The organism is Nocardioides sp. (assembly GCF_036401255.1).
In the GTDB taxonomy this organism is placed as follows: domain Bacteria; phylum Actinomycetota; class Actinomycetes; order Propionibacteriales; family Nocardioidaceae; genus Nocardioides.
On record NZ_DASWVI010000193.1, the window covers coordinates 1 to 12195 of the forward strand.

The 12195-nt window shown below is 73.3% G+C and carries 13 protein-coding genes; 2 read left to right on the top strand and 11 right to left on the bottom strand.

Features of this window, described 5'->3' with window-relative positions:
• The 9 genes from VGD85_RS09100 to fdxA form a co-directional block, all read right to left on the bottom strand.
• A partial coding sequence (locus VGD85_RS09100) for a hypothetical protein (RefSeq protein ID WP_331063132.1) occupies window positions 1–239 on the bottom strand: 239 nt, incomplete at its 3' end.
• Between the two features lie 75 nt (window positions 240–314).
• Window positions 315–2033, bottom strand: a complete 1719-nt coding sequence (locus tag VGD85_RS09105; protein ID WP_331063133.1) for an amylo-alpha-1,6-glucosidase — start codon at window positions 2031–2033, stop codon at window positions 315–317.
• A gap of 81 nt (window positions 2034–2114) precedes the next feature.
• Window positions 2115–3719, bottom strand: a complete 1605-nt coding sequence (locus tag VGD85_RS09110; RefSeq protein WP_331063134.1) for a hypothetical protein — start codon at window positions 3717–3719, stop codon at window positions 2115–2117.
• 121 nt (window positions 3720–3840) lie between these two features.
• Window positions 3841–4140, bottom strand: a complete 300-nt coding sequence (locus VGD85_RS09115; RefSeq protein ID WP_331063135.1) for a hypothetical protein — start codon at window positions 4138–4140, stop codon at window positions 3841–3843.
• Between the two features lie 38 nt (window positions 4141–4178).
• Window positions 4179–5042, bottom strand: coding sequence for an SPFH domain-containing protein (locus tag VGD85_RS09120; RefSeq protein ID WP_414690788.1), 864 nt, complete (start codon window positions 5040–5042; stop codon window positions 4179–4181).
• Entirely contained in the window at window positions 5042–5701 is a 660-nt protein-coding gene (locus VGD85_RS09125) for a hypothetical protein (RefSeq protein ID WP_331063137.1), read from the bottom strand. The genes VGD85_RS09120 and VGD85_RS09125 overlap by 1 nt, the downstream gene beginning before the upstream one ends.
• Window positions 5698–8079, bottom strand: a complete 2382-nt coding sequence (locus tag VGD85_RS09130; RefSeq protein ID WP_331063138.1) for a nitric-oxide reductase large subunit — start codon at window positions 8077–8079, stop codon at window positions 5698–5700. The genes VGD85_RS09125 and VGD85_RS09130 overlap by 4 nt, the downstream gene beginning before the upstream one ends.
• A gap of 108 nt (window positions 8080–8187) precedes the next feature.
• The gene (locus VGD85_RS09135; RefSeq protein WP_331063139.1) at window positions 8188–8655 is read right to left on the bottom strand and encodes a hemerythrin domain-containing protein; all 468 of its coding nucleotides are present in this window, start codon (window positions 8653–8655) and stop codon (window positions 8188–8190) included.
• A gap of 1 nt (window position 8656) precedes the next feature.
• Window positions 8657–9001, bottom strand: a complete 345-nt coding sequence (gene fdxA / locus VGD85_RS09140; RefSeq protein ID WP_331063140.1) for a ferredoxin — start codon at window positions 8999–9001, stop codon at window positions 8657–8659.
• Between the two features lie 69 nt (window positions 9002–9070).
• Between fdxA and VGD85_RS09145 the strand changes: the two genes are divergently transcribed.
• Window positions 9071–9796 (top strand): hypothetical protein, encoded by a 726-nt coding sequence (locus tag VGD85_RS09145; RefSeq protein ID WP_331063141.1) that lies wholly within the window; start codon window positions 9071–9073, stop codon window positions 9794–9796.
• 26 nt (window positions 9797–9822) lie between these two features.
• Window positions 9823–10527, top strand: coding sequence for a helix-turn-helix transcriptional regulator (locus VGD85_RS09150; RefSeq protein ID WP_331063142.1), 705 nt, complete (start codon window positions 9823–9825; stop codon window positions 10525–10527).
• A 113-nt stretch (window positions 10528–10640) separates the two neighbouring features.
• On the opposite strand, the gene cysE is transcribed toward VGD85_RS09150, so the two are convergent.
• Together cysE and cysK are read right to left on the bottom strand one after the other, a co-directional pair.
• Complete coding sequence (cysE, locus tag VGD85_RS09155; protein ID WP_331063143.1) at window positions 10641–11225, bottom strand: serine O-acetyltransferase; 585 nt, start codon at window positions 11223–11225, stop codon at window positions 10641–10643.
• A gap of 1 nt (window position 11226) precedes the next feature.
• Complete coding sequence (gene cysK, locus VGD85_RS09160; RefSeq protein ID WP_331063144.1) at window positions 11227–12156, bottom strand: cysteine synthase A; 930 nt, start codon at window positions 12154–12156, stop codon at window positions 11227–11229.
• Window positions 12157–12195: the final 39 nt, after the last annotated feature.

Below are 12195 nucleotides of genomic sequence, written 5' to 3' on the forward strand. Positions count from 1 at the left end.
GATGCGCTCGAGGGGGCGCTCGGCTGCGGCGCGGCCGGCACGGCGTACGTCGCGGGGGCCGGCGGGTCGGCGACCGCGCTGACGGCCTCGTCCGCGGTCGCCATGGCGGTGATCTGGGCGATGGTCACGCCGGCGTACCCCACGGCGCCGGCCGCGAGGATCGCGCCCACGCCGGCCCAGGACAGCAGGAGGTCCTTGAGGGTCGACGCGAACGCCGCGGTCGGCTGGGGGTCGGGCACGGACTACCTCGAGACGGACGGGTCCTGACCCAGGCCCTATCGGCACCGCCGTCGCGATGCTGAACGGTTCGGCCCCTATCGGCCGTCGACGGCCCCGTCAACGGCCCGGGCGGCGAGCCAGAGGTAGACGGCCGCCGTCCAGGTGTAGGCCCGGTCGCGCAGGCCCGCGCCGGTGCGGGCGTCGAAGTTCTCCGCGAAGCCCGACCGCTCACACAGCCGGCGGAACCGCGCGCTCACGGTGTCGGCGAGCTCGGCGTACCCGCAGGCCTGCAGGCCGTCCACCACCAGGGCCGTCGACGGCGCCCAGATCGGGCCACGCCAGTAGCCATCGCTCTCGTGGTGCGGCGACGTGACCGGCTCGGTGGCCGGGCCGTGGTCGGTGAGGTGCTCCGCGAGTCGCTCCACGAGCCGGTCCCGGACCGGCCCCGGGAGCCGGTCGCCGAGCACGAGAGGCAGCACCAGGAGCAGGCTGGACGTGGTGCTCGGACGGCCCGAGAGCGCGCCGACGGCCGTGAACGACGCGCCGGTCCACAGCTCGCTCAGCAGGGCGCGCAGGACCCGGTCGCGCTCCGCCGTCCACTGCTCGCCGGGGAGGTCGAGCTCCGTCGCCAGGTCGGCGAGCACCTCGAGCTGGAGCACCAGGAACGCGGCGAGGTCCGGGGACTCCACGACCCGGTCGAGGTCGAACGTGGTGGCGTTGTCCCAGCCGGAGTCGTTGCCGTGCTGGTAGTAGGGCAGCGGGTGCCCCGGCCGGCGCCGGTGGTCGAGCCAGAACCGGGTCCACCGGGCGAGGTGGTCGTGGATCCGGGTCAGCTCGGCCCGCTCGAGCGGGCGGCCGAGCGACTCCCGGAGCCGGGTCAGGGCCCAGCCGTGGATCGGCGGCTTGACGTAGTTGTAGAGCACCTCGGAGTGCGTGACCGAGTCCGGCAGCGCACCGGCCGCGTCCTGGTGGTCGAACGGCACGAGGAACTGGTCGATCGCCAGGTCCGGCAGCCCCTCGGCCAGCGCGAGCGCGGTGAAGCAGTGGTCCCAGCTCCACACCTTGTCCATCCAGTGCTTCGACATGAGCACGGACTCGCGCGACAGCTCGCCCGCGGGGGCGACGGTCGCGGACCACAGCACGTACGCCGCCAGGGCAGCGGCCGGGACCGCGTCGGTGCGCCACGGGGCGATCGCGTCGGCGTACTCGTCGAACGCCCGCCGCGTCCTCGCGACGACCTGGTCGAAGCTCAGCTCCGAGCGGTACGCCGGGGCCGCGGTCGTCGTCTCCTCGACGACCACCTCCCAGGGCCGCCCGTCAGCGCCGGCGAGCACGGCCCGCTCGGCGCGCCCCAGGGCCTCGGCACCCTCCGCGCGGACGGTGCCGGCGAGTGTCGTGACGCGGTAGCGCCGGCCGGTCTCGTAGGAGGTGAACACCAGCGCCCCGTCGACGGGGTCCTCGAAGAGGTAGGTGCCGGTGAACGGCGTCAACCCGGCCGAGGCGTCACCGAGCCGGAGCGCGAGCCCGGAGCCGCGCAGGCGCACGGCCGAGGGTCCGTCGAACGCCGCCCGGACCTCGGCCCCGTCGGCGGCCCGCCAGACGAGCTCGGCCTGCGTGGCCAGCCACTCGGTCGCCACGGGTCGCCCCTCGCGCACCGGCTGCAGCGCGAGCACGGCGTGCATGCCGCCGACGTGGGACACGAGGTGGAGGTCGTCGGCGGTGGTGTGCAGCCCCACGACCGGCGACAGGTCGAACCACGACCCGCGGGTCGCGAAGGGGATCTGTCGGACGTCGAACGAGACAGCGGCGGTCATGGGTCCTTCGGGGTCGGTGCGCCCAGCCCATCATGACCAGCCCATCATGACGAGCCCATCATCGCGGCAGGCGCAGGACCCTCAGCAGGACGACGAGTACGCCGACCGGGTCGGGGCCGGACCGGAGGCGACCTGCTGGCCGTGGCCGAGGTCCCAGCTGCGCTGCCAGTCGGAGTCGACCTGCGCGCCGTTCATCTCCTGCTGCTCGCCGACCAGGCTCAGCCGCGGGACCAGGACGGTGCCGAGCCGCGCCCGGGGGCTCTTCAGCGTCGCGACCGGACGCGAGTCGACGAACCACGTGACGTGGCCCTGGGTCACCTCCACCGCCATGTTGAGCGGCGTCTCCGCGAGCGTCACCCCGCCCAGCGTGCGCCGCCAGACCGCGTCGGCGTCGATCGACCGGACGCCCAGGCGCAGGCCCGGCGAGCCGATCGTGGCGTCGGCGACGACGATGCTGCGCGGGGAGCAGGTGAGGACCGGCGCGCCCGGCGGGACCAGCTCCAGGAGGAACCGGTAGGGCCGCGGGCCGCCCTCCCAGCTGTGGCCCTGGAGCCGGAACTCCCAGCGTCCGCGGGCCTGCGCGTTGCCGCGCAACGTCGCGGTCGTGGTGCCCAGGTCGCCGACGCCGCCGTGACGGAGCTTGCTCTGCAGGACGAGCCCGCCGTTGAACGGGGTGGCGCGGCCGGTGCCGTCGGAGGTGTCCAGCCAGGTGCCCCGCGGCCGGGTGCCGCGCGCGGGCCGCGTGGTGAGGTCCTGCCCGGCCTCCCAGGCGAAGTCGTAGAGCGGCAGCCCCCAGCCGAACCGCCGAGCGGCGGTGGGGCGCACGTCCTGGCTGCTCGGGCCGGCGGCGGCCACGACGGCGGCGGCACGCGAGGCCGGGGCCGGCGGCTGCGCGCGGGCGCCGAGGACGGTGAAGTACGCCGGGAAGGACGCGTACCAGCCGATCTCGTTGCGCCCCTCGGTCCAGCGCTCCTGGCGGGCGCGCAGCACCCGGCTGCCCAGCAGCGGCGCCGCGACCCGGAAGCTCGCGTGCCCCTCGGTGTCGGTGACGCCCTGGTCGATCGTGCGCCAGCGGTTGCCGTCGGCGCGCTCCTGGAGCAGCACCGTGCGCCCCGGGATCGGCGGGGGCGAGCCGAGCGCCGAGCGGACCGCCGGGGTCGTGTCCACGACCACGGTGAACGGCGCCAGCGGCGCCACGGAGTAGAACGGGACGTCCGGGTCCTCCCCGGCGAGCGTCAGGGTCAGCTCCTGGGGTCGCGCGGTGAACAGGTAGGAGCTGGTCGCCAGGCCGCCGGCGGCCGCCACCCGATAGCTGATCCGCAGCATCGACGGCGCCGGGAACTCGAAGTCGAAGTCACCCCGTCCATTGGTCGACGACGACGAGCCCGGTACGTCGAGCCATCGGTCGCCGACCCGGCCCATGTGGGACTGCAGGTGCACCGGCCGGCGACCCGTCCGGCCGATGTTGCCCTGGAACCGGACCGCCTGCCCGGGCACCTGGACGGTGGGGGTGACGGTCAAGGAGCCTCGGCGCGCGGCCGCGGCGACGCCGGCGGGCGCGGGGGTGAGCACGGTGGCGAGGGCGGCGACCAGCAGTGTGGCGAGCAGGGCGCTGAGGGCAGCGACGGTGCACCGGCGAGCGCGGGCTCCGCGGAACCTGGCCCCCCGGACGGGCGAGGCGTTCATGACATGCATGGTCGGCACGGCGGGCCGCGGTCACAGCGGAATCGCGGAGAACGACGGATCTCACCGTCACGCCCGGCTCAGACCATCGATTCGTGCGTCCCGGACGCCCGGGGGCCCGGGGTCAGGCTTCGACGCGGCGGTCCCGCAGCACCCGGCGCGCGCCGAGCAGGGCCAGTCCCACGCCGATCCCGCCGACGACGATGCCGGCGAACAGGTAGAGGTAGATCGCGTCGAGGTCGGCGTCCTCGTCGATCCCCACCATGCTGCCGACCAGGAAGCCGAACAACGGGCCGAGCGCGGCGATCACCGTGCCCAGGATGATCAGCCACACCCCCGGGCGCACCGGCTCGAGGCGGACCTGGCGACCGGGCGCGATGCCCGGGGACTGCATGCCCGGGGACTGCATGCCCGGAGACTGCATGCCCGGAGACTGCATGCCCGGAGATTGGGGTTCGGGGGTCATCGGGCGTCCTCTCCTTCGTGCGGTGGCGCGGGGGTGCCGCTTCGGCCGCGGCCGTTGACGGCCACCGTCTCGCTCGCCGGCTGGGTCGCGGGCTGGCCCGCCGGCTGCCCCTGGCCGCGCATGGCCTCCAGGAACGGGCTGACGATGTCGATGGGGATCGGGAAGACCACCGTGGAGTTCTGGTCGGCGCCGAGCTCGAGCAACGTCTGCAAGTAGCGCAGCTGCAGGCTGGCCGGGGCCTCGCTCAACGTGACGGCGGCGTCGCGCAGCTCGCGGGAGGCCTGGAGCTCGCCGCGGGCGTTGATCACCTTCGCGCGGCGCTCGCGCTCGGCCTCCGCCTCGCGGGCCATCGCCCGCTGCATCGCCTCGGGGATCTCGACGTCCTTGATCTCCACGACGTCGACCTCCACGCCCCAGGGGCCGGTCTGGGCGGCGATCGACTGGGCCAGGTCCTCGTTGAGGTCGGCGCGGTGCGCGAGCAGCGTGTCCAGGTCGGCCCGGCCGACCACGGAGCGCAAGGTGGTCTGGGCGATCTGGGACGTCGCGACGGCATGGTTCTCCACGGCCATCACGGACTGGACCGGGTCGACCACCCGGAACAGCACGACCGCGTTGACCCGCGCCGGCACGTTGTCGCGCGTGATGACCTCCTGCGGCGGGATCGTCAGCGCCACCACCCGCAGGTCGACGCGGTAGAGCTTGTCGATGCCCGGCAGCACCAGGCACAGCCCCGGACCCAGCGGCCCGCGGAGCCGGCCGAGCCGGAACTCCACGCCTCGCTCGTACTCCTTGAGCACGCGCAGCGAGGTGAGTCCCAGCACCAGCAGCGCCACCACGACGACGAGCACGATCACGACCATCATGGCGACACCGTCCGGTCCCGACGCTTGTCCGACCCGTAGCTGCTGCGCCGGGCCCGCCAGGCCGCGGCGTGCTGCTCGCGCTCGAGCAGGCTGGCGTCGAGCGTGACGTGGGCCATCCCCTCGGGCAGGAACACGTGGGTGCGCCGCAGGTGCGACCACAGGGGCAGGCTGAGCAGCAGGGCGAGGACGACCGCGACCGCGAGCACGACCAGCGCGGTCGCGCCGGGCGCCGTGCTGGCCACGGCCACCGGCCAGACGAGCCCCATCACCACGACGAAGCAGGCGATGCCCCGGTGGAACTTCGCCGCCTCGGAGGCCGGCCAGGAGTCGACCGCGCGCTGGATCTCGCGACCCGAGTGCGAGGTCGTGCACGTGTCCTTGACCGGGCAGGCGTTGCAGATGCTCGGTGTCCCGCGGTAGCGCATCACCCGGTTGTCGGGGTCGAACGACTTCGGCCACAGCCACTGGTCCTGCGGGCACCGCCACGCGTCGTGGTCGGCGTGGTAGGTGAACCCGAAGGACGCACCGCCCTCGGCGACCGACGCCGCGCGCCGGGCGAGCGCGTCGATCACGTGGCCCAGGCCGACCAGGGCCAGGCAGTAGCCGCTGGCGAGCCAGACGTCGCTGCCGACCGTGGCGAGCGAGGCGGCCGTCATGGGCTCGCCTCGTCCGTACGCCGGTCGGAGGCGTAGCGCACCCCGCCGACCGGCTGCCCGGTGCGGTCCTCGGCCGCCTCGGCGTGCTCCTCGACGAACAGCGTCTCCGGCGGCAGCGTGTCGGTCGTGGGCTTGATGCCGCGCCACACACCGAGCCAGGTGATCCACAGGAAGGGCAGCACGCCGCCGAGGATGAACACGAAGTCGCCGGGCATCCGCATCCACTCGAGCACCGCGTTGCCCGGGTCGTCGATGTAGCCGAGCGTGCGCGCCTCGTAGTAGCCGTCGTTGACCGAGTGCCACAGCTGCACGACGCCCAGCGGGAGCAGCGTCACGAAGACCATCCAGGCCAGGCCGATGTTCAGCGACCAGAACGACAGCTTCGCGAGCCGGTCGGGCCACCGCGACGCCGGGACGATGTAGCGCAGCGCGAACAGCGCGAGCCCGACGGCCATCATCCCGTAGACGCCCATCATCGCGCCGTGGGCGTGGTTGGCGGTCAGCGCGGTGCCGATCTGGAAGTACGACACGATCGGCAGGTTGATCAAGAACCCGAACACGCCCGCGCCGACGAAGTTCCAGAAGCCCACCGCGACCAGGAACATCACGGCCCAGCGGTGCGGGAACGGCGCGCTGCTGCGGGTCTGCTGGCGCGAGCCGAGCTGGAGGAACGTCCACGCCTCGACGGTCAGGAACGTCAGCGGGATGACCTCCAGGGCCGAGAAGAACGCACCCAGGGCCATGTGCTCGACCGGCGTGCCGGAGAAGTACAGGTGGTGCATGGTGCCCAGGACGCCGCCCGCGGAGTAGAGGATCACGTCGAGGAAGATGATCTGGATGGCGATCCGGCGGCGTACGACGCCGAGCATCACGAAGATGTAGGCGACCATCACGGTCGTGAAGAGCTCCAGGAAGTCCTCCACCCACAGGTGGACGACCCAGAACCGCCAGAACTCCGCCACCGTCAGGTGGGAGCCGGTGCTCGCGAGCATCCCGACCGCGTAGAACGCCGGGATCGCGAGGCCGGCGTAGAAGAACAGCCACGGCATGTTCAGCCAGTGCTCGGTCTGCAGCCGGGCCCGGATCGCGCGGTAGACGATCGCGATCCACAAGAACAGGCCGACGACGAGCAGCAGCTGCCAGAAGCGCGGCAGGTCGAGGTACTCCCACTGCTGGTCGAAGAAGATCGAGCCCTTGGCCCAGTCGGCGCCGAAGACGCTGATCGCCTCGCCCGCGAGCGAGCCGAACACCACGATCGCGACCGCGACCAGCAGCCCCCACGTGAGCAGGTGCTGCTTGCGCGGCTCGCGCCCCGAGATGATCGGCGCGAGGAAGATCCCGGCCGCGAGGAACGACGCCGCCGTCCAGAACAGCGAGAGCTGGACGTGCCACGTGCGCGCCAGGTTGAACGGCAGCACCTGCGCCAGGTCGATGCCGAAGAAGCTGGCCAGGTCGGCTCGGTAGTGCTCGATCGCGCCACCGAGCAGCGCTTGGGCGAGGAACAGCACGGCGACGACGAAGAAGAAGTACGCCGTGACCTTCTGCGCCGGGGTGATCTCGACCTCGCCGGGCTGCCGGAACGCGAGCGCGGGCTGCTCGGTGGCGTGCCAGCCGATCTGGCGGCTCCATCGCCCGTACAGGGCGAACAGGCCGCCCAGGCCGCCGAGCAGGGCGACCAGCGAGAGCCCCGACCAGACCACGATGTCGGCGGTGGGGCCGTTGTCGACGCGCGGCTCCGCGGGCCAGTTGTTGGTGTAGGAGTAGTCGTGCCCGGGCCGCTCCGCGGCGGCGGCCCACGCGGTCCACGAGAAGAACGCGGTGAGCTGGTGGATGTCCTCGGGGTCGGTGATCGCCTTGGGGATCAGGCCGTACTTGGTGCTGTCCTCGCCGAAGTAGTCGGCGTAGTGCTGCTGGATCGCGTCGAACGCCGCCACCTGCTCGTCGGTGAAGACCAGGTCGCCGGAGTCCTCGTCGTACCGGTTCTCGCGCAGCATGTCGCTGGTGGCCTGGCTCGGGTCCTGGGTGCCGGCGTCGGTCAAGGACTGCTTGATGTCCTCGGCCGAGAGTCGCAGGTACTCCGCGGTGTAGTCGGGTCCGAGGTAGCCGCCGTGGCCGACGATCGAGCCGTACTGCTGCAGGCCGCGACGCAGGAAGATCTCCTGGCCGGCCGTGACGTCGTCGCCGGTGTAGACGGTCTGGCCGTCCTCGCCGACGACCCGGTCGGGCAGCGGCATGGAGTCGGTGTAGGTGCGGGCGGCGAGCATGCCCATCACCAGGAACCCGAAGACCATGACCAGGACGATGCCCTGGATCCACCCCTTGGAGAGGTTGAGCTCGGTCCGCTCGACCCCACTCTCCGGCCGTGCGTGCAGTGTCATGAGGTCGCTCCCGAGATCGACGATTCTGGGCCAACGTAGCGAAGGGTACCGGTCTTGTGAACCGTCCCGTCAGGTGCGGCGTGGCGCCCTCGGCGCGCCGGCCGGCGCTCAGGCCTGGGCACAGACCCACCCCTCTGGCAGCTGCCCCGAGTCGATGAAGTCGAGCAGCTCGACGGTCTGCTCGTCGTCGAGGGCCTCGTCGCCGCGCGGGTAGATGATCGGCTCCTCCTTCGCGTTGTGCGCGGCGAGCCGCTCGAGGAGCTCGCGGCACCGGTCGCGTACGGCGGCGGGCGCGGCGGCCGCGTCGAGGTCGTCGATCGCGTCCAGCGTGCGCCAGATCTCGCCGTGCTCGCGCAGCATGACCAGCACCGGTGCGAGCAGTCCCGCGGCCCGCAGGGGCGGGAACAGGAACGCCTCCTCGAGGTAGATGTGGCGGCGCAGCGCGGCGCCCGCGCGGGCCAGCTCCTCGAGGTGCAGCTCGTCGCGGTCGAGCCCGGCGAGGAACGCCTCGATGCCGGCGTCGATGTCGTGGTGCTCCTGCTCGAGCAGCGCCGAGACGGTGCTCTCCGATCCCATGTCAGGCCTCCCGCGGAGGATGGTTGGCGACGAGCTCGGTGTCGACCCCGAAGGCCCCCAGCTTGGCCGCCCCGCCCGGCGATCCGATCGGTTCGTCCCGGCCGGGCAGGGCCTCGGCGAAGAACCGCGCGTTGTCCTCCTGGTAGGCCACGAGGTCGGGCGGCAGGTCGTCCTCGTAGAAGATCGCCTCCACCGGGCAGACCGGTTCGCAGGCGCCGCAGTCGACGCACTCGTCGGGCTGGATGTACAGCGAGCGGGCGCCCTCGTAGATGCAGTCGACCGGGCACTCGTCCACGCAGGCGCGGTCCGTGACGTCGATGCACGGCTCGCCGATGACGTAGGCCATCGCTCCTCCTGGTTGGCATTTCGACGAACTTATTGTAGAAACGAACCTATACCACCGGGAGGAGCCACAATGCCAGCGCAGGGTCCGCCGCTCGTCCTCTACGGGGACTTCACCGATCCGTGGAGCTACCTCGCCTCCCGCCGGGCCGCGGCGCTGGCCGGCGCCGGCGTCGAGGTCGACTGGCGTGCCGTGTCGGTGCGTCCGGCCCGCCGGGCCGGCACCGGGTTCACCGACCTGCGCGCCGACGTGGACCGGGTGCTGACGCACCTGCTGCCCGAGGAGGACCTGCCGTACTGCCTGGCCGGCTTCGCGTGCGCGCCGTCGACCGGGACGCTCGCCGGGTACGCCGCGGCGTACGCCGCCGAAGCCGCCGCCTGCGTCCGGCAGCTGCTCTTCGACGCGTTCTGGGTGCACGGGTGCGACCTCGGCGACCCGCTGCTGGTGCGCACGCTCGTCGTGGACGCGGTCCGCAGCGGCGCCGGCGTACCGGACGGCTGGACCTATCGGCTCACCGCGCGCGGCGAGCCCCGGGACCCGGCCATCCGACGGCTCGTCGCCCGATGGGCCGAGGGATGGCGGGCCGGGCCACGGCTCGGCGCCGGCCCGGTGCTGCGGGTCGGCGCCGCCGCACCGCTCCACGGGGCCGCGGCGCTGGCCTGGCTGGGGGCCGAGCTCACCCGGCGGGGCGTGGACCCGGTCCCGAGCACGGCGGCCGCGCACCCGCCGTGCTGCCCCGACCTGGGATCCGATCTGGGTTCCGACCTGGGATCCGGCCGGCTGGCCCACGCGGGGTGACCCGCCGCGAGGCGCCGCATGGAACGATGATCGCGATGGACACCGACGGCTGGGACGGCCTGCGCCGTACCGACGACCCCGCCCACGGGCTCGGGCCGACCCGCGCGCGGGTGCTGGCGCTGCTCCAGGACGCCACCGAGCCGATGACCGCGGCGGCGGTCGGCGCGCGGCTCGGGCTGCACGTGAACTCGGCGCGGTTCCACCTCGACGCGCTCGCCGAGGACCGGCTCGTGGTCCGCGAACGCGAGGAGCGCAGCACGCCGGGCCGCCCGAAGGTGCTCTACGCCGCCGCGGACGCGGCACCGGCCGCGGCCCACCGCAGCTACCGCCTCCTCGCGGAGATCCTCACCGGTGTGCTCGCCGACCGCCTGCCCGAGCCGTCGGCGACCGCCGAGGCGGCGGGCACGGCGTGGGGCCGCTTCCTCACGCCCCCGACCCCGCCCTTCCAGCGCACCGAGCCGGCCGCGGCGCTCGAGGTCCTGGTGGCCTCCCTGGACGCGGTCGGCTTCGACTCCCACGTCGTCGACGAGCCGGACGACCTGCGCCTGGAGGTCAGCCACTGCCCGTTCCTCGAGGTCGCCGAGCGGCACCACGACGTGGTCTGTGCGGTCCACCTCGGGCTGATCCGCGGCGTGCTCGAGCAGACCGGCGCCGGCGTACGCGCCACGGCGCTGGAGCCCTTGGTCGAGCCGAGCCGCTGCATCGCCCACCTGGCGGCCGACCGCGGCTGACCGCCCAGGCGAGCGCGGCCCTGAGCTGTAACGCCCGTTTACCCTCTCCTCACACCCCGCTGCAACACGGGGCGCAGTGGGGGTAACAGGGCGTTACAGCGAAACGGGGTGGGTCAGATCAAGATCGCGGGGTCGATCGCCCACTCGGCGAGCGTGTCGGCCTCGTGGGCGGGGATCCCGACGACGGTGCGGCCGGCCGGGACGTCGCGCACCACGACGGAGTTGGCGCCCACGCGGGCGCCCGAGCCGATCGTGACCGGTCCGAGCACGCGGGCGCCGGCCCCGATGACCACCCCGTCCCCGACGACCGGGTGCCGGCGGCCGTCGACCGCGGAGCGGCTGCCCAGCGTGACGCCGTGGTAGAGCAGCACGTCGTCGCCGACGACGGCGGTCTCACCGATCACGACCCCCATGCCGTGGTCGATGAACAGCCGGCGCCCGATCGTGGCGCCCGGATGGATCTCGATGCCGGTCAGGCCCCGGCCGAGGTGGGACACGACGCGGGCCAGCAGCCGGCCGCGGGGCCGCTGCCAGAGCCGGTGGGCCAGCCGGTGCAGCCAGACGGCGTGCAGGCCCGGGTAGGCCAGCACCAGCTCGGCGGTCGACCGGGCGGCGGGGTCCTGCTCCCGCGCGGCGCGCAGGTCCTCACGCAGGCGGTGACGCCAACCGACAGGCGCCGGGAGTGCCGGGGCGGTCATCTCAGTCCACCAGCCCCTCGAAGAGCAGCGTGGAGAGGTAGCGCTCGCCGAACGACGGGATGATCACCACGATCGTGCGGCCGGCGTTCTCGGGACGCCGGGCGACCTGGACGGCCGCCTGGATCGCGGCGCCCGACGACAGGCCGACGAGCAGGCCCTCCTCGGTCGCCGCCCGGCGGGCCCAGGTCACGGCGTCCTCGACGGGTACGTCGAGCACCTCGTCGTAGACGTCCGTGTCGAGGATCTCGGGCACGAAGTTGGCGCCGAGGCCCTGGATCTTGTGCGGACCGGGCGCACCGCCGTTGAGGATCGGCGACTCGGCCGGCTCGACGCCGATGATCTGGACGCCCGGCTTGCGCTCCTTGAGCAGCTGGCCGACGCCGGTGATCGTGCCGCCGGTGCCGATGCCCGCGACCACGATGTCGACCTCGCCGTCGGTGTCCTTCCAGATCTCCTCGGCCGTGGTGGCGCGGTGCACGGCCGGGTTGGCGGCGTTCGCGAACTGGCGCACCGGCACCGCGCCGGTCGTCTCCGCGATCTCCTCGGCGCGGCGGACCGCGCCGTTCATGCCCTCGCTGCCGGGAGTCAGCACCAGCTCGGCGCCGAAGGCCCGCAGCAGGGCGCGGCGCTCCTTCGACATCGTCTCGGGCATCGTCAGGACGACCCGGTAGCCGCGCGCGGCGCCGACCATCGCCAGCGCGATGCCGGTGTTGCCCGAGGTGGCCTCGACGATCGCGCCGCCGGGTTGGAGCTGGCCGGAGGCCTCGGCGGCGTCGATCATCGCCACGCCGATGCGGTCCTTGACGCTGTTCGCGGGGTTGTAGAACTCGAGCTTGGCGAGCACGGTCGCGCCGGCGTCGCCGACGACCCGGTTGAGCCGCACGAGCGGGGTGTTGCCGACGAGCTGGGTGACGTCGTCGTAGACGTTCATGGATGGTCCTTCACTGCGGGTGCGGCCGGGGACCGGCCG

Excerpts from the sequence above, each read along its gene's own strand:
- VGD85_RS09135 (WP_331063139.1), bottom strand. The coding sequence starts at position 8,655 with ATGGGATCGGAGAGCACCGTCTCGGCGCTGCTCGAGCAGGAGCACCAC.
- cysK (WP_331063144.1), bottom strand. The coding sequence starts at position 12,156 with ATGAACGTCTACGACGACGTCACCCAGCTCGTCGGCAACACCCCGCTC.
- fdxA (WP_331063140.1), bottom strand. The coding sequence starts at position 9,001 with ATGGCCTACGTCATCGGCGAGCCGTGCATCGACGTCACGGACCGCGCC.
- VGD85_RS09115 (WP_331063135.1), bottom strand. The coding sequence starts at position 4,140 with ATGCAGTCTCCGGGCATGCAGTCCCCGGGCATGCAGTCCCCGGGCATC.
- VGD85_RS09120 (WP_414690788.1), bottom strand. The coding sequence starts at position 5,042 with ATGGTCGTGATCGTGCTCGTCGTCGTGGTGGCGCTGCTGGTGCTGGGA.
- VGD85_RS09125 (WP_331063137.1), bottom strand. The coding sequence starts at position 5,701 with ATGACGGCCGCCTCGCTCGCCACGGTCGGCAGCGACGTCTGGCTCGCC.
- VGD85_RS09105 (WP_331063133.1), bottom strand. The coding sequence starts at position 2,033 with ATGACCGCCGCTGTCTCGTTCGACGTCCGACAGATCCCCTTCGCGACC.
- cysE (WP_331063143.1), bottom strand. The coding sequence starts at position 11,225 with ATGACCGCCCCGGCACTCCCGGCGCCTGTCGGTTGGCGTCACCGCCTG.
- VGD85_RS09145 (WP_331063141.1), top strand. The coding sequence starts at position 9,071 with ATGCCAGCGCAGGGTCCGCCGCTCGTCCTCTACGGGGACTTCACCGAT.
- VGD85_RS09150 (WP_331063142.1), top strand. The coding sequence starts at position 9,823 with ATGATCGCGATGGACACCGACGGCTGGGACGGCCTGCGCCGTACCGAC.
- VGD85_RS09130 (WP_331063138.1), bottom strand. The coding sequence starts at position 8,079 with ATGACACTGCACGCACGGCCGGAGAGTGGGGTCGAGCGGACCGAGCTC.
- VGD85_RS09110 (WP_331063134.1), bottom strand. The coding sequence starts at position 3,719 with ATGAACGCCTCGCCCGTCCGGGGGGCCAGGTTCCGCGGAGCCCGCGCT.